This window comes from Archangium sp. Cb G35, assembly GCF_001896145.1.
Taxonomy (GTDB): domain Bacteria; phylum Myxococcota; class Myxococcia; order Myxococcales; family Myxococcaceae; genus Archangium; species Archangium violaceum.
In genome coordinates this window covers 74,345-93,294 of record NZ_MPOI01000022.1, presented here as the reverse complement: position 1 = coordinate 93,294, position 18,950 = coordinate 74,345, and the positions used below count along the sequence as shown (strand labels likewise).

At 69.6% G+C, this 18,950-nt stretch carries 16 protein-coding genes; 8 read left to right on the top strand and 8 right to left on the bottom strand.

The features are described from left to right. Positions 1-45 precede the first annotated feature (45 nt). Complete coding sequence (locus tag BO221_RS48155; protein ID WP_233166593.1) at positions 46-1,626, top strand: sigma 54-interacting transcriptional regulator; 1,581 nt, start codon at positions 46-48, stop codon at positions 1,624-1,626. Here the strand turns inward: BO221_RS48155 and BO221_RS48150 are convergent. Next, positions 1,583-2,047, bottom strand: coding sequence for an FHA domain-containing protein (locus tag BO221_RS48150; RefSeq protein WP_073567698.1), 465 nt, complete (start codon positions 2,045-2,047; stop codon positions 1,583-1,585). The genes BO221_RS48155 and BO221_RS48150 overlap by 44 nt on opposite strands. Positions 2,048-2,230: 183 nt before the next feature. On the opposite strand from BO221_RS48150, the gene BO221_RS48145 reads away from it, so the two are divergent. Further along, on the top strand, positions 2,231-3,823 hold the full coding sequence (locus BO221_RS48145) for a sigma 54-interacting transcriptional regulator (RefSeq protein WP_083682603.1): 1,593 nt from the start codon (positions 2,231-2,233) through the stop codon (positions 3,821-3,823). Between the two features lie 186 nt (positions 3,824-4,009). Here the strand turns inward: BO221_RS48145 and BO221_RS48140 are convergent, their stop codons facing one another. The 5 genes from BO221_RS48140 to BO221_RS48120 form a co-directional block, all read right to left on the bottom strand. Then, on the bottom strand, positions 4,010-4,510 hold the full coding sequence (locus tag BO221_RS48140; RefSeq protein ID WP_073567697.1) for a GGDEF domain-containing protein: 501 nt from the start codon (positions 4,508-4,510) through the stop codon (positions 4,010-4,012). 12 nt (positions 4,511-4,522) lie between these two features. Further along, on the bottom strand, positions 4,523-5,140 hold the full coding sequence (locus tag BO221_RS48135) for an EcsC family protein (RefSeq protein WP_073567696.1): 618 nt from the start codon (positions 5,138-5,140) through the stop codon (positions 4,523-4,525). A gap of 16 nt (positions 5,141-5,156) precedes the next feature. Further along, the gene (locus tag BO221_RS48130) at positions 5,157-5,600 is read right to left on the bottom strand and encodes a hypothetical protein (RefSeq protein ID WP_073567695.1); all 444 of its coding nucleotides are present in this window, start codon (positions 5,598-5,600) and stop codon (positions 5,157-5,159) included. Between the two features lie 107 nt (positions 5,601-5,707). Beyond that, positions 5,708-6,100 carry an aspartate 1-decarboxylase gene (gene panD / locus BO221_RS48125; protein ID WP_073567754.1) on the bottom strand — a complete coding sequence of 131 codons (393 nt, stop codon included), beginning with the start codon at positions 6,098-6,100 and terminating at the stop codon, positions 5,708-5,710. Between the two features lie 98 nt (positions 6,101-6,198). Then, positions 6,199-7,041: an LEA type 2 family protein gene (locus BO221_RS48120; RefSeq protein WP_073567753.1), complete on the bottom strand. Its 843-nt coding sequence runs from the start codon at positions 7,039-7,041 to the stop codon at positions 6,199-6,201. Between the two features lie 125 nt (positions 7,042-7,166). Between BO221_RS48120 and BO221_RS48115 the strand changes: the two genes are divergently transcribed. From BO221_RS48115 to BO221_RS48105, 3 genes are read left to right on the top strand one after another with little or no spacing between them, the layout of a single operon-like run. Next, the gene (locus BO221_RS48115; RefSeq protein ID WP_198956333.1) at positions 7,167-8,645 is read left to right on the top strand and encodes an alpha/beta hydrolase; all 1,479 of its coding nucleotides are present in this window, start codon (positions 7,167-7,169) and stop codon (positions 8,643-8,645) included. 1 nt (position 8,646) lies between these two features. Continuing rightward, positions 8,647-9,381 (top strand): ATP-binding cassette domain-containing protein, encoded by a 735-nt coding sequence (locus BO221_RS48110; RefSeq protein WP_073567693.1) that lies wholly within the window; start codon positions 8,647-8,649, stop codon positions 9,379-9,381. After that, the gene (locus BO221_RS48105; protein ID WP_073567692.1) at positions 9,378-10,550 is read left to right on the top strand and encodes an ABC transporter permease; all 1,173 of its coding nucleotides are present in this window, start codon (positions 9,378-9,380) and stop codon (positions 10,548-10,550) included. Before BO221_RS48110 ends, BO221_RS48105 begins: the two co-directional genes overlap by 4 nt. An 86-nt stretch (positions 10,551-10,636) precedes the next feature. Here the strand turns inward: BO221_RS48105 and BO221_RS57195 are convergent, their stop codons facing one another. Together BO221_RS57195 and BO221_RS48100 are read right to left on the bottom strand one after the other, a co-directional pair. Continuing rightward, positions 10,637-10,765 carry a hypothetical protein gene (locus tag BO221_RS57195; protein WP_255408549.1) on the bottom strand — a complete coding sequence of 43 codons (129 nt, stop codon included), beginning with the start codon at positions 10,763-10,765 and terminating at the stop codon, positions 10,637-10,639. A 61-nt stretch (positions 10,766-10,826) separates the two neighbouring features. Beyond that, entirely contained in the window at positions 10,827-12,659 is a 1,833-nt protein-coding gene (locus BO221_RS48100; RefSeq protein WP_073567691.1) for a hypothetical protein, read from the bottom strand. A gap of 233 nt (positions 12,660-12,892) precedes the next feature. Between BO221_RS48100 and BO221_RS48095 the strand changes: the two genes are divergently transcribed. From BO221_RS48095 to BO221_RS48085, 3 genes are read left to right on the top strand one after another with little or no spacing between them, the layout of a single operon-like run. Continuing rightward, entirely contained in the window at positions 12,893-14,071 is a 1,179-nt protein-coding gene (locus BO221_RS48095; RefSeq protein WP_158080049.1) for an HlyD family secretion protein, read from the top strand. 3 nt (positions 14,072-14,074) lie between these two features. Next, complete coding sequence (locus tag BO221_RS48090; RefSeq protein WP_073567689.1) at positions 14,075-16,771, top strand: ATP-binding cassette domain-containing protein; 2,697 nt, start codon at positions 14,075-14,077, stop codon at positions 16,769-16,771. Then, on the top strand, positions 16,761-18,887 hold the full coding sequence (locus tag BO221_RS48085) for an ABC transporter ATP-binding protein (protein WP_073567688.1): 2,127 nt from the start codon (positions 16,761-16,763) through the stop codon (positions 18,885-18,887). Before BO221_RS48090 ends, BO221_RS48085 begins: the two co-directional genes overlap by 11 nt. Positions 18,888-18,950 lie beyond the last annotated feature (63 nt).

Genomic DNA, 18,950 nt, shown 5'->3' with positions numbered 1-18,950 from the left:
CAAAACTGCTATCAATCGTGACAGTGATGTCGCACGGGAGGGCTGATGACGAGTGGTGATGGCGAGTCGCCCCCCACCCCGGGCCGGCCCTCGCGCAGCAGGACCTGGCAGGCGATTCCGTCGACGCGTCGACAGGACGAGGAGTCCGACGCCGACACCCGCAACGAGCGGTTGATGCGCGAGCCCCAGGTCCAGGAGGACGGCGCGGAGGAGCCCCGGAATTGGGAGGTGCCCTATCGGGAGCCCCGGGTGCTGCTCGTTCAGCGCGAGGGGGTCGAGGACCTGACGGTGCCGCTGTACCCGGATCGCTCGTACGTCTTCGGGCGGGCGCCCGAGTCCACCGTCGTCTTTCCGAATGACGCGGTGTCGCGGCAGCACGGGCGGCTGTCGTTCCGCGAGGATCAGCGCTGGGTGTACCGGGAGCTCAACTCGAAGAATGGGAGTTTTCTCGGGCGCCAGGAGGAGCAGGGCGTGGTGGATCCCCGCCTGCACTTCCAGCGGGTGGGCCCCTCGCGAGACCAGGTGCTGGAGGCCGGGGACGTGGTGCTGCTGGGCAATGGCAAGAGCCGCATCACCCTGCTGGCGGAGGTGCCGCCAGAGGTGGAGGCCGGTCCCCGTCCGAGGAAGCAGGTGTCCTCCGTCACGATGCAACTGGAGCGCTCCATCGAGCGCTGTGCCCGCCACCACCTGCCGGTGTTCCTGCTGGGCAAGTCGGGCACGGGCAAGACGTTCATCGCGCGGGAGATCCACAGCCGCAGCGGGGTGGAGGGCAACTTCGTCATCCTCAACTGTGGCCGGCTGCCGCAGGACACCAACGCGCTCACCAGCGAGCTGCTCGGGCACGTGAAGGGCGCGTACACCGGTGCGTCGCTCTCGCGCGTGGGCAAGCTCTACAGCGCCAACGGGGGCACGCTCTTCCTGGACGAGGTGGAGTTCCTCTCCAGCGTCGCGCAGGACTTCCTGGTGGACGTGCTGGAGGGCACGGGCAGCCTCGCGCCGCTGGGCGCTCCCGCGGACTTCCGCGAGCCCCCGCCGCGCTTCCGGCTCATCTCCGCCTCCAAGGTGCCGCTGCGGCAGACGGCGCTACGGCCGGACCTCACGCAGCGGCTCGCCACGGGGGACTTCATCATCCTCCCCACGCTCGAGGAGCGGCACGAGGACATTCCCCACCTGGTGGAGATCTTCCTGCACCGGCTGAGGGTGGAGCAGCAGTACGACGCCGAGCTCACCCGCGAGGCCATCGCCTTCCTGCAGAAGGCGCGCTGGCCGGGACAGATTCGCGAGCTGGAGTCGACGGTGCGCACGGTGGTGGCCCGCGAGGCGGCGCAGCAGGAGCTGGAGGGACTCGCGCGCCACCGGACGCTCGTCACGCTGGAGTCGGTGAGGAGCTACCTGCAGCAGCGGGAGCTGGGTTTCGGAGGCCCGGTCTCCGAGCCCGCGCAGGAGGAAAAACGGCCCTCGAAGGAAGGGCTCGCCTCCGTGCGCAAGCGCCCGAGCGATCTGACGGGCGAGGACATCCGGCGTGCCCTGGAGAAGCACGAGGGCAACAAGACGCGGGCCTCCGTGGAGTTGCGGGTGGCGCTCAACACCCTGAAGGCGCGGATGAAGGCGCTCGGCATCGAGTGACGAAGCGGGGCAACAGTACCGGCAGCCGCTGGAGGTGGGCCCAATCGAGGAAGGGCTCCCGGTGCGCGGGCCGGGCCGGCGGGAGGGGCTCCGCGTGGAGGTGTGTCCGCCCGGTGGTGCAGCGGCCCACGAGGGACTGGACGCGCAGCACGCAGTGGCCCACGACGAGCTCGTCGTGGAAGGAGATGAACGTGGGATGGGTGAGGGGCTCACCATTGAGCCAGGTGCCATTGCTCGAGCCCTCGTCCATCACCACGGCCCCGCCCTCGACGGCCACCAGCCGGCAATGCACGCGTGAGACGAGCTCGTCCTCGAGCACCAGGTCGTTCTCCGCCGCGCGGCCGATGCTGACCTCGCGTGAGGCCAGGGTGCCCGTGTGCCTGTCATTCGTTCCGACGCGCCCGACAGTGATGACGAACATGGTGTGCCCTCCGGGTGGATGGACCCTTCCGGAGCACGGCTCGTGCCGGGCCTCGCCCGAGGACGGATTCCGAGTTGTTTCAAGGACTTGCGCCCTGTCGCCGCGGGGGATGGGGGGACCTGCCGGCATGGGGTCGTCAAAGCTGCTATCAATTCTGATGGCAATCAGCCGAAGGGGGGCCGAATGACGACCCGGGAGAGGCGTGGAGAGGGGCAGGGTGGGGAACAGGAGGAGGCGCAGGGTGGCGCGCCGAACGGCCCCTCGCTGGAGAAGACCAGCGTCTCCATCCGGGCGATCCCGGACTCCGCGTCAGAGCTGTCCAGCACGAGTGATGGCCGGTTGAGGACGTTGGGGCCATCGGCTCCCGAGCAGGAGGTGGATCAGTCGCCCTACCGCGAGCCGCGGGCCCTGCGGGTCCAGCGCGAGGGCACCGAGGATCTGATCGTCCCGCTGTACCCGGATCGCTCGTACGTCTTCGGGCGGGCGCCCGAGTCCACGGTCGTCTTTCCGCACGACGCGGTGTCGCGGCAGCACGGGCGGCTGTCGTTCCGCGAGGACCACCGCTGGGTGTACCGGGATCTCAACTCGCGCAACCACAGCTTCCTGGGCCGCAGCGACGTCCAGGTGGAGGGCGACGAGCGCAGGCACTTCCAGGAGATCCGCGCCTCGAGGGACCAGGTGCTGGAGGCCGGGGACGTGGTGCTGCTGGGCAATGGCAGGAGCCGCATCACCCTCCTGGAGGAGGTGCCGCACGGACTGGTGGCGGGCTCGCGCTCGCAACAGGGGCAATCACCCGAGACGGTCCGGCTCGAGCGCGCCATCAACGTCTGTGCCCGGCACCAGCTCCCGGTGTTCCTGCTGGGGAAGTCGGGCACGGGGAAGACCTATATCGCGCGGGAGATCCACAGCCGCAGCCGGCTCGAGGGCAACTTCGTCATCCTCAACTGCGGACGGCTGCCCCAGGACATCAACGCGCTCACCAGCGAGCTGTTGGGACACGTGAAGGGCGCGTTCACGGATGCGTCCTACGCGCGAGTGGGCAAGCTCTACAGCGCCAATCGGGGCACGCTCTTCCTGGACGAGGTGGAGTTCCTGCCGCGCCTCGCGCAGGACTTCCTGGTGGACGTGCTGGAGGGCACGGGCAACTTCGCGCCGCTGGGGGCTCCCGCGGACTTCCGCGAGCCCCCGCCGCGCTTCCGGCTGATCTCCGCCTCCAAGGTGGCGCTCCAGCAGACCGGGCTGCGGCCGGATCTCACGCAGCGGCTCGCCACGGGGGATGTCATCATCCTCCCCACGCTCGAGGAACGGCGCGAGGACATCCCGAGCCTGGTGGAGACCTTCCTGCACCGGCTGAAGGTGGAGCAGCAGTACGATGCCGAGCTCACCAGCGATGCCATCGCCTATCTGCAGAAGGCGAGCTGGCCAGGGCAGATCCGCGAGCTGGAGTCGACGGTGAGGACGGTGGTGGCCCGCGAGGTGGCGCTCCAGTCACTGGAGGGGATTGAACACCGGCGGACCGTCATCACGCTGGAGGCGGTGAAGACCTATCTGGTGCAACGGCAGGTGGGCTTCGAGGGCGAGGGGGCGGCTCCCATGCCCCGGGTGACCATGGAGGTGCCAGCGACCGCGTTGCGCAAGAGGCCCGCGGATCTGACCGCGGAGGAGCTCCGGGAGGCATTGGCGAAGCACCAGGGCAACAAGACCCGAGCCGCCCAGGAACTGGGCATCGCGGTCAACACGCTCAAGGCGCGGATGAAGGCGTTCGGTATCGAGTGAGGGACGCAGTGGGCCGCTGGGCACATGGGCTGACTCGCGCCCATTTCCCCTCGCCCTCCGGGAGAGGGACGGGGTGAGGGTATCGGATGAACCCGGGTTGAACCCACTGTCCACGCCGTGGGTCACGGGTTGAAGAACGGGCCCAGGCACCCTCACCCCCACCCTCTCCCGAGGGGAGAGGGAGTATTAGCGCACCACCACCCGGTCCCGTCCCGCTTGCTTCGCCTGGACGCACGCCGCCTCCGCTGCGTCCAACAGGTTGCCGTAGGGTTCTCCAGGCCTCAGCCCCGCGACTCCCACCGACACCGTGATGTGGAAGCCGCCTGTCTGCGAGCGGAACCCCTTGTCCGTGAGCCGCCGGCGCAATCCCTCCGCCAGCCTCTCTCCCACGTACGGCGCAACCGCGTAGAGGCTCGCCGCGAAGGCATCCCCCTCCATCCGGCCAATCGGCCCCCGTCCGTCCAACTCCGCCCCGAGCTCGTCCACCAACCCGCTCAGCGCCGCGTCCATCGCCTCACGGCCGTGCGCGTCGTTGCCCTCCTGCGTCTCGTCCACGTCCACCCAGAGCAACGTCAGCGGCATCCGCGCCAGGTTCGCGTCCGACACCGCCTTCGCGAGCAACGACTCGAAGTAGGGGCGCAGGTATGCCCCGGTGCTCGGACAGATTTGTGGGGCGCGGTCGCTCATCGGCGAGTGGACTCAGCCCGCCTTGCGCGAGGCCGCCTTCGTCTTCGCGTGCGCCTTGTCGAATCCCTCGTAGAAGCGCACCGCGTGGTCTCCCACCTTCTGGATGTGCTGGTTGTTCAGGTACGCCGTCACCGGCGCCGCAACGAACGGCATCGCCCGCCCCAACGTCTGCAGGCCTCCCTTCGTCAGCAACACCTCCGCCACCTTCCCCAGCACCCTCGGCCCTGAACGCTGAACCGGCCCCACGCCCGTCGTGTACCCGTACAGGTCCAACAGCTCGTTGCGCGCCCGCTCGCTCTTCAGGTTCACCTTGTACAGCGTGGCCAGGTCCACCAGCAGCACCAGCTGCAACCACGCCATCACCGTCAGGTCCGCCGGCAGCCCCAGCAGCCCGAACGCCCCGAACACCCCGCCTGTCATGCTCGCCACGTGCTTCTTCTCGTCGATGAGGCGCTGCGCCCGCTCGCGCACCCCCGCCGAGGGATAACGCTGCTCCAGCTCCAACACCCGCTTGCGCGACCGGGGCACCTCCTGCTGCACCAGGTCCGACAGCTTCGTGTCCGCCAGCTTCTTCAACTCCGCCGGCGTCAGCTGCTTCACCTTGTCCGCGATGGGGTCATAGAAGGCCATTCCGTCTCTCCTCCCCTCAGTAACCCCGCTCGGCGAGGTAAAGGTCCACCAATGCGCCCTCTTCGTACCAGGCGTGACGCATCTCCGCGTTGAACCAGCGCGAGTCCGGCTTCGCCGTCCGCACCTCGAGCTTCACCCGGTTGGGCGCCGTGTCGATGATCGCCGCCCGCGCCTTGCACCCTCCGCCCGGCTCGTCACCATAGCCACCTTCCAGGCAGATCTCGTCACCCACCGACAGCCGGCGCGTGTACTCGGTGGCCAGGTACTTGGCCTCGTCACAGTTGCCCCGCACCGACGAGCGCCCGTGCTGCTCGCACCGGTCCTTCACCGGCGAGCGCACCAGCGGGATCGCTCCCACGAGCGGATCCTCGTCGTTGGGGTTGGGCCGGAAGGCTTCCTTGTCGCTGATACAGCCCGCCAGCACCCACAGCAGGCCTCCGCATGCCCAGGTCCACTTCATCGCTTGCTCGCCTCCGGGGCGGCCATACCGCCCGTCATGGACGCACGAGCATGGCAAGCCCGCGCCGGAGCGTAAAGCGGTGGGAGACGCCGAGCGTCCAGCGCCGTTCAGGCGATGCGGCGCGCCGGGCCCGGAATCTCCTCCGTCCGCCCGGGCACGATGCGGTTCTTCTCGTCCACGAAGACGACCGTGGGCTTCCAGTGGAGCGCCTCGTGCTCCTCCACCTCGGCGAAGGTGGCCAGGATGACCAGGTCCCCCGGCTTGTTGAGGTGCGCCGCGGCGCCATTGATGCAGATGACGCCGCTGCCCGGCTCACCCTCCAGGGCATACGTCTCCAGCCGCGTGCCCTGCGTCACGTTCCACACCGCCACCTTCTCGAAAGGCAGGATGTCGGCGGCACGCAGCAGGTGGCTGTCGATGGTGACCGAGCCCTCGTAATCCAGGTCGGCCTGGGTGACGGTCGCACGGTGGATCTTCGACTTGAAGAGGATTCGGCGCATGAGGGGGTCCGGAAGAATGCCGCGCAACCGTAACGGCTGACGTGCCGGGGGACAACCTTCAATGGCTCGTCCGCCCGTCCGCCCCCTCGCCCACCCCGCTAACGCCGGAAATTCAGGAGTTGGGAGACGTCCAGGGGCACGTTCTGGCCACCCGACACCAGCTTGCCATCCCACTTCACCTGCGCGTTGCCTCCCGAGCGCAGCGCGTTGGCCGCGCTGGCCGCGCTCAGGAAGTTGATGGTGAGGGGCAGGGTGATCTGCTTCGTGGCGCCGGGTTCCAGCATGCCCAGGTCACCCGTGTTGAGGTTGCCCACACTGGCGCCGGCTACCTTCAGGCCACCGCTGATGCCGGCCACCGGGAGCGGGAAGGTGTTGCGGTTCTTCACCGTGAGGGGGAACTGCACCGTGGCGCCCTGCATCGTGACGTTGGAGATGCGCGGGGCCTCGAACTGCACCTGGGGAATCTTGGGGACCTCGAAGACGCCCTCGTGCGCCAGGGGGAACTTCAGCACGCCGATGGGCGTCTGGATGCCGAGGGTGCCCTGGGCCTTGTAGCGGGCGCTGTCCTTGTTGAGGAACGTGGTCACCACGGGGGCGATGTCCGCGAACTTCACGTTGGCGGGGAAGGTGAGCTCGGACTTGCCCTTGGCCGCGATGTTGAGGCCCTTGGGCGGAGTGCCCGCCACCACCTGCTTGTCCTCGACGAAGAAGGCGTAGTCGATGGAGGCCAGGGACAGCCCCAGCGGGTTGGGATTGTCGATCTGATAGACGAGGTCGACGGTGGCGTCGGAGAGCGAGGCCTGTGACAGACGCGCCGTCTTGAAGGTGAGGCGGGGCTTCTGGAAGGCGTTCTTCAGCATCTTCTGCATCGAGGCGCAGCCAGCGAGCAGGACGAGGCCGAGGGTGGCGACGAGGAGGAGGGGTCGGTTCTTCAGGTTCATGGTCATGAGCATGTCAGCGGACGGATGAGCTGCCGAGCCATTCAAACCGGCTCGTGGAGCGGGCCGCCACTCTCCGTGCGACATGCATGGGGCCCGAGAGGAGTGGTAAGTCTGGCGCCGTGAGAATGCGAGAACCTGGTTCCCGGCTCCTACCCGCCGTCCTGTGTGCCTTGTTGTCCCTCCCCGCCTGTACCCGGAGTGCGGGTGCGGAGACCTCGCGCAAGGTGGTCCTCGAGCCCTGCAGGCTGGAGGGCGTGGGACGGCAGGCCCTGTGTGGCACCTACGAGGTGTGGGAGGACCGCGCCGCGAAGAAGGGGCGGAAGGTGCCGCTGAAGGTGGTGGTGGTGCCGGCGCTCGCGGCCTCGCCGGAGCCGGACCCGCTGGTGCTGCTGGCCGGAGGCCCCGGACAGGGCGCCGCGAAGCTGGCCGGACACATGGTGCCCGTGCTGGAGCGCATCCAGCGCAACCGGGACCTGCTCTTCGTGGACCAGCGCGGAACCGGAGACTCGCGGCCGCTCGCGTGCGACCCGGTGCCTCCCGATGCGCCGCTGGCCCAACAGTTCGACAGCACCTACCGCGAGGAGGACTTCCGCAAGTGCCTGGCGGGCTACGACGCGGACGTGCGGCACTACACCACGCCCGTCGCCATGGACGACCTGGACGAGGTGCGCGAGGCGCTCGGCTACCAGAAGCTGAACCTGTACGGCGTCTCCTACGGCACGCGAGCCGCGCTGGTGTACATGCGCCAGCACCCGGAGCACGTGCGCACGGCCATCCTCGAGGGCGTGGCGCCCATGTCGCTGCTGCTGCCCCTCTACGTCGCGCGGGACAGCCAGCGTGCCCTGGAGCTCCTCTTCACCCACTGCGAGCAGGACGCCGAGTGCAAGAAGCGCTACCCGGACCTGCGGGGCCGCTTCGAGGCGCTGCTGGCGCAACTGCAACAGGCCCCGGTGCACACGAAGGTGGAGCACCCGCTCACCGGCGTGCCCGAGGAACTCACCCTCACCCGGGAAGGCTTCACCGGGATACTGCGCGGGCTGCTCTACATGCCCGAGGCGGCGTCGCTGGTGCCGCTGGTGCTGGACCGGGCCACGCAGGGGGACTGGCGGCCGCTCATCGCCATCCACCACAGCATGAGCAGCGGCATCTCCGGCAACATGAGCCAGGGCATGTTCCTCTCGGTGGTGTGCGCGGAGGATGCGCCCCACATCACCGCCGAGGCCATCTCCCGCGAGTCGAAGGACACGTGGCTGGGCGAGGTGGGGGTGAGCACCATGCTGAAGCCCTGCGCCTTCTGGCCGAAGGGCGAGCTGCCCAAGGACTACCGCGAGCCGGTGAAGTCGGACACGCCGGTGCTGCTGCTCTCCGGAGAGTTGGATCCGGTGACGCCGCCCTCGTGGGGTGACGACGCGAAGAAGACGCTGACGCACAGCCTGCACGTGACGCTGCCCGGCGTGGGACACGGGACGAGCTCCATCGGGTGCGCACGCACGCTGATGGCGGACTTCGTGAACCGCGGAAGCGTGGAGGGGCTCGAGTCGAAGTGCGGCGAGGGCCTCAAGCGTCCCCCCTTCTTCACCTCCTTCGCTGGCCCGGTGCCCTGACATGATCGAAGTGACGAACCTGCACAAGCGCTTCGGCGCGGTGACGGCGGTGGAGGACGTGAGCTTCCGCGCCGAGGACGGCGTGGTGACGGGACTGCTCGGGCCCAACGGCGCGGGCAAGACGACCACGCTGCGGATGCTCTACACGCTCATCCGCCCGGACAGGGGCAGCGCGAAGGTGGATGGGCTGGAGGTGGCGGACCAGCCGCTGGAGGTGCGCCGGTCCATCGGGGTGCTGCCGGACGCGCGAGGCCTCTACCCGCGCCTGACGGCCCGCGAGCACATCGAATACGCGGGCTCGCTGCACGGCCTGTCGGGCGCCACGCTGGACAAGCGCATCGGCGAGCTGGTGGAGCTGCTGGACATGAAGGAGATCGCCAACCGGCGCACCGAGGGCTTCAGCCAGGGCGAGCGCATGAAGGTGGCGCTGGCGAGGGCGCTGGTGCACGGGCCTCGCAACGTGCTGCTGGACGAGCCCACCAACGGCCTGGACGTGATGAGCACGCGCGCGGTGCGCACGCTCATCCGCCGGCTGAAGGAGCAGGGGCACTGCGTGGTGTTCTCCAGCCACGTGATGCAGGAAGTGGCGGCGCTGTGTGACCGCATCGTGGTGGTGGCGAAGGGACGAGTGGTGGCGGACGGCACCCCGGACGAGCTGCGCACGCGCACGGGGAAGGACAGCCTGGAGGAGGCTTTCGTGACGGTCATCGGCAGTGACCAGGGGTTGATGCAGTGAAGACGCTCCTGACGGCGGTCTTCCGCAAGGAAATGAAGGACCATCTGCGCGACCGGCGCTCGGTGTCGAGCGTGCTGGGCGGCTCGCTGATGGGGCCCGTCCTCTTCGCGGTGATGTTCACGGTGCTGGCCTCGTGGAACCGGCAGGACAAGCCGCTGGAGCTGCCCGTGGTGGGGCGGGCCCACGCGCCGAGCCTGATGGCGTTCCTGGAGCGCTACGGCGTGCAGCTGTCCGACGCTCCGGCCGACTACGAGTCACGCATCCAGGCGGGCACACTGGACGCGGTGCTCATCATCCCCGAGGACTACGGGAAGGACTTCTCGGCGGGACGCTCGGCGAAGGTGCAGCTGGTGATGGACAACTCGCGCAACAAGGCGCGCTTCACCATCCGGCGGGCGCAGTCGCTGCTGAGCCAGTACGCGGGAGTGCTGGGCACCCAGCGGCTGATGGCACGAGGCGTGGCGCCGGAGCTGGCCTCGCCGGTGCGGGTGGAGGAGGTGGACCTGGCCACGCCGGAGCGGCTGGCGGCGAGCATCCTCAACATGATTCCGCTCTTCCTGGTCATCTCCTGCTTCATGGGCGGGTTGAACGTGGCCATCGACACCATGGCGGGTGAACGGGAGCGTGGCTCGCTGGAGCCGCTGCTGCTCAACCCGGTGCAGCGCGGGACGCTGGTGGTGGGCAAGTGGCTGGCCACCACGGTGTTCTCCTGCACCATGGTGGTGGTGGTGGCGGTGGCGTTCGTGCTGGTGGCCAAGCGGGTGCCGTTGCAGGACCTGGGCGTGAAGGTGAGCCTGGATGCGGTGGCCGCGGTGGGCATGGTGGGCGCGGTGCTGCCCCTGTCCCTGCTCGCGTCGGCGATGCAGATGCTGGTGGCGACGTTCGCCCGCTCGTTCAAGGAGGCGCAGACGTACCTCCAGCTGCTCATGATGCTGCCCATGATTCCGGGCATGATGCTGGCGCTGTCTCCCATCGAGAGCCAGACGTGGATGTTCATGGTGCCGGTGCTGGGCCAGGAGCTGCTGGTCTCGGAGCTGATGCGCGGCGAGCCGCTGGGCGTGCTGCCCTTCGTGCTGAGCACGGTGGGTTGCGTGGCGCTGGCGGCGGCGTGCCTCGCGGCCATCTCCCGGCTGTTGAGCGACGAGAAGATCGTCTTCGGCCGCTCCTGAGCCGTTGCTCCAACTCGAAAGACACAGTCGCCACCAGACGGGGTTCCGCCTGGTGGCGACTGGGCTCGAGCGTGGCTGTCCGGGGCCTACTCCACCACGATGGTCTTCGCGAGCTGGAGGACGGGGAAGATACCGCCACCACCGCAGCCGCGGCCGATGATGGGACGCGGCTGGAGGGGTACCAAACCGCCGCGAATCGTCGTCTTGATCTTCATGTGTTCGCTCCGTGTGGTGAGACCTTCACATGGATGGAGGGGCGAAATGGCGTTTGTGACTTCAATTCCCCACGAGTGCGCAGTGCGTGGTGGCCTCCGTGGTCTCGACGGCGATGCCCAGCTCATCCCGGAGCACGTCCATCAGAGAGGGCAGCACGCCGAAGGTGCCCACGCGCAGGCGGTGCTGGAGCGCGAGGTCCTCGCTGGTGAGCTTCCGCTCCGGGTGGGGCCGCTGGAGCAACGCATTGACCTGGCGCTGGACACCGTCCAGTGCCCGGAGCACCGGCCGCTCGATGGCCAGGAAATCGGCGATGGCGTCCGCCACGGTGTTGAGGGCGTTTCTCCGGGTCCCTGACAGGGAGCCCGCACGCGCGTGGAGCAGCTCCCGGAGCAGCGTGCGGGTCCTCGCATCCATCCCGTCCCTCGCGGGCGTGAACACATCCGGCAATCGGACCAGCGTGTCCTCCCGGAATCCCCGCATGCCGCGCTGGGCCTGGTCGAACATCTCGATGTAACGGGCCTCGGCCCAGTCCCGCTGCGCCGCCTGCTCCAGCCGGGTGGGCAGGATGTTGTCCCAGTCCCGCTCGATACGCTCCCGCAGCCGGCTCAGGACGCTCCCCGGCTCGTCCTCCACCGGGAGCAGGGCCTCGCGAATCACCTCGTAGGCGCGGCACATGTAGCTCCAGAGATTGAACTGGAGCGCATAGAGCTGGAGCCCGAGCTGCCCGTAGTCCACCGCCGCGGGGATGTCCGCGTTCCACTCCGGCACCGCGGGAGGCGCACCCGTCACGGGCTTGCCCTCCATCAGCGTCGCGAAGAGCTCCTCCACCATGGGCTGGGGACCCGCGCAGACACCCCGGCCCGAGACGAAGAAATTCCCGTACTCGACGAAGCGGTACAGCTCGGCCGGGGTGATGGGGGTGTCGTACGGCATCGGCCGCTCCGGGAGGAACAGCAGATAGGCCAGCACCATCCGCACGCCGTCCGTTACCCGGAAGATGGAGGACAGCACCGGCTCCAGCGTGCCGTTGGGCACGGGCGCGTTCCCTCGCATCAGCAACAGGGTGGGCAGCGCCAGCACGTCGCAGGCCAGGGCGTGGAGGTCTCCCATCCGCCAACGCCCGTCCGGGAGCAGCGGGTAGCGCCGCAGGAATTCCTCGCGGACCCCGAGCAACCCCTGCATCATTGGCTTCCAGTACCGCGTCATCGCCTTGAGCGCCGTCATGTTCATCTGCGCCTCGTTGCGATAGCGGCTGCCCGGGTACTGGCACATGCGCCACTCCGTCGGAATCTTCATCCGCATGGCGTCGGGGAAGACGTTCATCTCCCCCACGTGGCGTCCCTCCGCGTCCAACGCGGGGTGGGCGATGCGATGCACCGCCAGCACCGTCTCCAGGTAGCCCAGCTCCAGCGGCCTTCCCGTCAGCCGCTCCATGACCTGGGGGCAATCCGGGTTCCACCACAGCGGCTCGGTGGGCGCGTCCCGCTGTGCCTCGGCCTCCATCAAACTCCGATGGAACTCACTCTCGGTGGGCGGTTTCCCCAGGGGCTCGCGCGTGAGGAACTCCTCGGTCAACAGGGCCTCGAGCAGCCGCTTCACGCGCTCCCAGGCGTAGGGCTCCCCCGTGCTCCACGCCGTGGCGCTGCCCGCCATGAACTGGTCCTGTTGGATCAGCGTCTCCCCGAAGGCGAACAGGTCCGGCTCATCGAAGGACACCTCGTTGTAGCCGAAGTGGATGAGCAGCTCCTTCTTGCCCTCCGCGTTGGTCACGTACTCGCTCGTGAAGCGGCGCCGCAGGGGCACGTACAACGTCTCGTGAGGATCCAACGGCACGGCTTCCCGGTCTGGCGCCTGCTCCAGTGGGGGCTCCAGCGACATGGCTTCCTGATTCATGCGGGTGCTCCTCGTGAGGAATGAGCCCGGGGCCTCACCCTTGTGATGCCCGTTTCCGCCGTCCGGCCCGCCTGGAGTCCGAGCGGGCTGCCCGTCACGAGCGGGAGCGTTTCTCACGAACCCGGCGGTGGGGGCTCCATCCCCGCGGTGCCGATCGGACTGCTCAATCACGCACGAGGGTGGGGGGGTGCTCATGAGAGTCCTCCGCGGGGTTCTCCATGAAGGTTGAAGGCTTGTTCCCACGCACATGGCGGACGCTGCTGCGACAGCGAGGCAAGCCGGCGCTCTGGTTGCTGCCGGTGGGGTTGATCGCGGTCTGGGGCATCTGGTTCTTCCATGCGCGAGTCACCGTGTACGAGCGCAGCGTTCAGGCGCGGCTGGAGCTCCATCGCGAGGTGTATGCGATCGACGCCCCCGTGGATGGGCGGGTGGTGGGGACGCAGGTGGAGCTCCACCGCTCCGTGCATGCGGGAGATGTCCTCGTCGAGCTGGAGCATGACGAGCAGGCGCGCCAGGTGGCGGAGGCGGAGGCCGTGCTCGAAGGATTGGGGCCGCAACTGGAGGCCTCTCGCGCGGAGCTGGAGGCCGAGCAACTGGCGCTGGTGGAGCAGAAGGGGCAGGGGGTCGCGGGGGTGGAGGAGGCTCGGGCCCGGCTCACCGATGCCGAGGTGGTGACGCGCCGGGCCCAGAAGGAAGCGGCCAGCTTTCAGCAACTCTTCGAGCGGGGCGTGGTGAGCGAGATGGAGTGGATCCGGGTCCGCACGGAGATGGAGCGCTCCCAGGCCGCTGAGCAGGCCGCCCGGGCCACCCTGACGCGGGTGCGGTCCGAAGGCTCCATGCAGTCCACCGACCGGCGCACCCGCCTCGCCTCGCTGCGCGGGGAGATTGCCCGGCTCGAGTCGGAGGAGCGTGTCGCGCGCGCCACCCTGGAGCGCCTGCGCGATGAGCTGGAGCGCCGGGTGATTCGAGCGCCAGCGGAGGGCATCCTCGGCGAGACGAGCTCCGTGCGAGTGGGTGCGCAGCTCGAGGAGGGGGACCCCATCGCCACGGTCGTCGCGGGCGGGCCCGTGCGCATCGTCGCGCAGTTCTCCCCGGAGGCGATGGGGCGCATCCGCGCGGGCCAACGGGCACGCATGCGGCTGGAGGGATTCTCCTGGACGGAGTTCGGAATGATCGAGGCCTCGGTGGTGGCGGTGGCCAGTGAGGCGCGCGACGGCCTGGTACGAGCCGAACTGTCGGTGGATGAGCTGCCGAGGGGCATCCCACTCGAGCACGGCCTGCCGGGCACCATCGAGGTCGAGGTGGGCGAGGCCACGCCCATGCAGCTCGTGCTCCGCACCATGGGGCAGGGGCTCGATGGGCCGGCCAGGGCCGGGCAGCCGAGAGCCCAGCAGCCGAAGGGCGGGAGCTGAGCCATGGCGGGTACACCACGTCTCCTCATTCCGGAAGTCATCCAGACCTCGGCCATGGACTGCGGCCCCGCGGCCCTCAAGTCCCTGCTCGATGGCTTCGGCGTGCCCGTCAGCTACGGCCGGCTCCGCGAGGCCTGCCAGACCGATGTCGACGGCACCTCCATCGACGTCATCGAGGAGCTGGCCGTCACGCTGGGGCTGGCGGCGGAGCAATCCATGCTCCCCCGGGACCATCTGTTCCTCGACGAGACCCGGGCCCTGCCGGCCATCGTGGTGGTGAGCCTCCCGAATGGCAGCCTGCACTTCCTGGTGGTCTGGAAGAAGTGGGGCCCCTTCGTCCAGGTCATGGATCCGGCCCGGGGACGGCGGTGGATGTCCGTGACCGAGCTGATGGACCAGCTCTTCATCCACGCGATGCCCGTGTCCGCCGAGGGGTTCCGCGAGTGGGCCGCCACGGATGAGCTTCTCGGTGGATTGCGCCGGGGGTTGTCGTCGATCGTCGGCGGGCCCCGCTCGGAGCGGTTGATCGCCGAGGCCCTCGCGGACCCCACCTGGAAGAGCATCGCCTGCCTGGATGCGACGGCACGCCTGGTGCGGACGCTCGTGGAGGGCGGCGGCGTGCAGCGGGGCGAGACCGCGGTGGCGTTCCTCGAACACCTCCTGCGCGAGGTGCGTATCGCCCTGGACGAGAACCGTGCCCAGGAACTCATCCCCTTCACCTACTGGACGGCCCTGGGACGGCCGGATGCCGAGCAGCTCACCATGCGTGGCGCCGTGTGCGTCAAGGTCAGTGGGCTGCGCGGAAAGCGCGGCACGGATGACCCGCCGCTGCCTCCCGAGCTCGATGCCGCCTTGCGCGAGGCTCCCACCCATCCGTTGCGCGAGCTGGTGGGCCTGCTGCGCCGGGATGGAATGCTCACGCCCGCGGTGCTCGCCGCCATCGGCGTCTCCGCCGCGGTGGGCGGCTTCCTGGAGGCCCTCCTGCTGCGCGGGGTCATCGACGCGGGGCGGTATCTCACCAACTCGGAGCAGCGCCTCGCTGGAGTCGTGACGCTGATCGCCTTGCTGGGCGTGCTGCTCATGCTCGAGCTGCCGCTGTCACTCGGGACGCTCCACCTGGGCCGGCGGCTGGAGCTGCGTCTCCGGCTCGCCTTCCTCGACAAGATTCCGCGCCTGGGAGACCGCTACTTCCGCAGCCGGCTCGTCTCGGACATGGCGCAGCGCTGTCATGGCATCCACCAGGTACGCTCCGTGCCAGCCCTCGCCGTCACGCTGCTTCGCGCCAGCGCCGAGCTGCTCGTGACGCTCGCGGGGTTGATGTGGCTGGCTCCGCGAACCTCTCCATTGATCGTCCTCGCGGGAGGCATGGCGGTCGCCGTCCCCCTGCTCGCGCAGCGCTCGTTGCTCGATGCCGACCGCCGGATGCGCGACTTCGACGGGGTGCTCTCGGGCTACTACCTCGACGCCTTGCGTGGGTCCGTGGCGCTGCGGGCCCACCGGGCCGGGCCCACGCTCCGCCGCGCCCAGGAGGAGCCGCTTCACGAGTTCATCTCCGCCGCCCGTACCCTGCTGCGCCGGGGCATCACCGCCGAGACGCTCGCCTCGTTCGCCGCGACCGGAGGCTCGGTGGGCATCGTCATGCACGCGCTCTCGCGAGGGCTGCCTCCCGGCGCGGTGCTGCTGCTCGTCTACTGGGCGCTCGCCCTGGTGTCGCTGGGCCGGCAGATCGCCGAGGGTCTGCGCCAGTACCCCGCCGCGTCGTCGCTCACCGCCCGCCTCATGGAGCCGCTGCTCGCCCCGGACGAGGTGGACAAGTCCGTCGCGCTGGCCACGCGGCCCCGGACGGAGCGGCCGGCGGAGGCGGCTCGGGGCGTGGCCTTCTCCCTGCGTCAGGTGGACGTGCGGGCCGCGGGCCACACGCTCCTGCACGGCATCAACCTCTCGGTCCGGCCCGGTGAGCACATCGCCATCGTGGGGCCCTCGGGCGCGGGAAAGTCCTCGCTGGTGGGCCTCCTCCTGGGCTGGCACCGGCCGTCCGGAGGACATGTGGAGGTGGATGGCGAGCCACTGGAGGGCGAGGCCCTGTGGCGGCTGCGGCGGGAGACGGCGTGGTTGGAGCCGGATGTGTCGCTCTGGAACAAGCCGCTCGTGGACAACCTCACCTATGGCGCCGACTCGGCCGAGGTGCTGCCCCGCGTGGGGCAGGCACTGCACCAGGCGGACCTCGTCGAGCTGCTCGACAAGCTGCCCGATGGGCTCCAGACGCGGCTGGGCGAGGGCGGCGGCCTGCTGTCGGGAGGGGAGGGGCAGCGGGTGCGCCTGGCCCGGGCGCTGCTCCGGCCCGGGGTGCGGCTGGTCATCTTCGACGAGCCCTTCCGCGGGCTGGAGCGGGACCGTCGCACGGCGCTGCTGGAGCGGGCACGGCGTTCGTTCGAGGGGGCCACGGTGCTGTGCATCATGCACGACATCGCCGAGACGCTCTCGTTCGACCGCGTGCTGGTCATCAAGGACGGACAGCTCGTGGAGGACGACGCGCCCCGGACGCTCGCGGCGCGCGAGGACTCGCACTACCGCGCCCTGCTGGACGAGGAGGCGTCGATCCAACGCGAGCTGTCCAGCCGGGATGGATGGCGGCGGCTCGTCCTGGCGCAGGGCGTGCTCACCGAGCGGCGTGGGGAGGAGCGGGTACATGGCGAATGAGCTGGAAAGGGCGGCCTGGCCGTTGGAGCGCGCGGGCGAGGCCATGGAGGCGTTGGCGAGAGCGGCGCGGATGCCCCTGCCCAACCCGTTGCCGACCCTCTCGCGCGCGGTGCCCGCGGAGCAGAGCCGCATCGGCGAGTGGATGGACGGAGTGGCCCAGGCGTTGGGGCTCGAGCTTCAGCCGCACTACACGCGCCACGGAGAGGTCGAGAAGGCCCTGGGCCGCGCGGCCCCGGCGCTCGTGGAGATGACGGGGGCTCGCGTGGTCGCGCTGCTCCGCGTGTCGTCCTCGGGTCAGACCGCTCGGGTCATCGCCCCGGATGAGACGGTGCACGAGGTTCCGCTCTCCTCACTGACCGCCGCCGCGCAGGCTCGCGTCGAGCACATCCACGGCCCCGTGGTCGATCATGTCCTGAAGCAGACCGGACTGGAGGAGCCCCATCGGACCCTGGCCCGGAAGGCGCTGCTGGGAGCGCAGCTCGCAAACATCTACCTCTTCGCCGCGCGCACGCTCCGGTTACCCCCGGGCGCCCGCATGCGCCATCACCTGCGGGAGTTGAAGGCCGGACGGCGGCTGCTGTTGCTCTTCGTGGTGGCGGCGCTCGTCCAGGTGTGTGTGCTCTCCAGTTGGTGGTTGATCGGCCGGGGCGCGTTCGAGGGGCAGTTGGACCCGGGGTGGCTCTGGGCCTGGGCCCTCATGGGGCTGACGCTGGTACCGCTCCAGGCGGCGATGGCCTGGGTGCAGGGCTCCCTGGCGATGCAACTCTCCGCGCTGATGCGCAAGCAGTTGCTGGCGGGAGCGCTCGCGCTGCCCGTGGACGAGTCCCGCCGCGGTGGTATCGGCGAGTTCGTCGGGAGGACCTTCGAGAGCGCGGGGTTGGAGCAGCTGGTGCTGACGGGCGGCTTCGCCAGCCTGCTGGCGGTGGTCGACCTGGTGTTGGCGGCGAGCGTGATGGTGACGGGCCCCGCGGGTGGGTACGGGCTGGTGGCGCTGGGTGGCTTCTGTGGCGTGCTGGCGGTGCTCGTCGTGCGCCAGGCGGTGCGCTTCCGCGCGTGGACGGATGCGCGGATCTCCATGACGCATGCCCTCATCGAGCGCATGCTCGGGCACCGGACACGGCTCGCTCAGGAGCGGCCGGAGCGGTGGCACGAGGCGGAGGACCAGGAACTGGCCCACTACGCCGAGGCCTCCGAGTACCTGGACGGGGCCACGGCCCGGGTGTCGGCGCTCGCCAGACGGGGATTGCTCCCGGTGGCGATCATCGCGACGCTCCCCGCCGTGCTCTCGGGGGCCTCGACGGCGAGGATCGCCGTGGGCGTGGGCGCCGCGCTGCTGGCTGCCCGGGCCGTGGGCTCCTTGTCCGTGGGCGTCCTGGCCGTCTCCGGTGCGCGCGTGCTGTTCCGCAGCGTGCGTCCCATCCTGGAGGCCGCCCGGCGCTCCAACTCCAACGCCACCGGTGGCGCGGCCGCTCCCCTTCCTCCCGAGGCGGCTCCCCCGGAGTCCCAGGCGCTGCTCGAGGTGCGTGACCTGGTCTTCAAGCACACGGGGGCTCCCCGGGCGGTGATCGAACGGGCCTCGCTGGCCGTGCGCGCCGGTGAGCGCGTGTTGCTCGAAGGGCCCTCGGGTTCGGGCAAGTCCACGTTCGCTTCCATCCTGACGGGACTGCGAGGCCAGGGCTCGGGGCTGCTGCTGCTGGGCGGCCTGGACATGGCCACCTGGACGCGGGACGGGTGGGGCGCGCAGATCGCGGGGGCCCCCCAGTTCCACGAGAACCATGTGGTGTCCGGCACGCTGGCGATGAACCTGTTGCTGGGACGCACGTGGCCTCCCACTCCCGACGACTTGAACACCGCGAAGGAACTCTGTGAGGAGCTCGGATTGGGGAAGCTGCTCGCACGCATGCCCTCTGGATTGATGGAGCTGGTGGGCGAGCGCGGCTGGCAGCTCTCGCACGGAGAGCAGAGCCGGGTCTTCGTGGCGCGGGCGCTGCTGCAGCGGGCCCGGGTCGTGGTGCTCGACGAAGCCTTTGGGGCGTTGGATCCCGTGACCATGCGCAAGGTGATGGCGTGCGTCGAAGCCCGGACGTCCACGCTCATCGTCATCGCCCACCCCTGATGGGGGGGCGGGGGTGTCACATACCGTTGTGGATCTGCGAGACTTTCCGTCTCGCCCTCGACC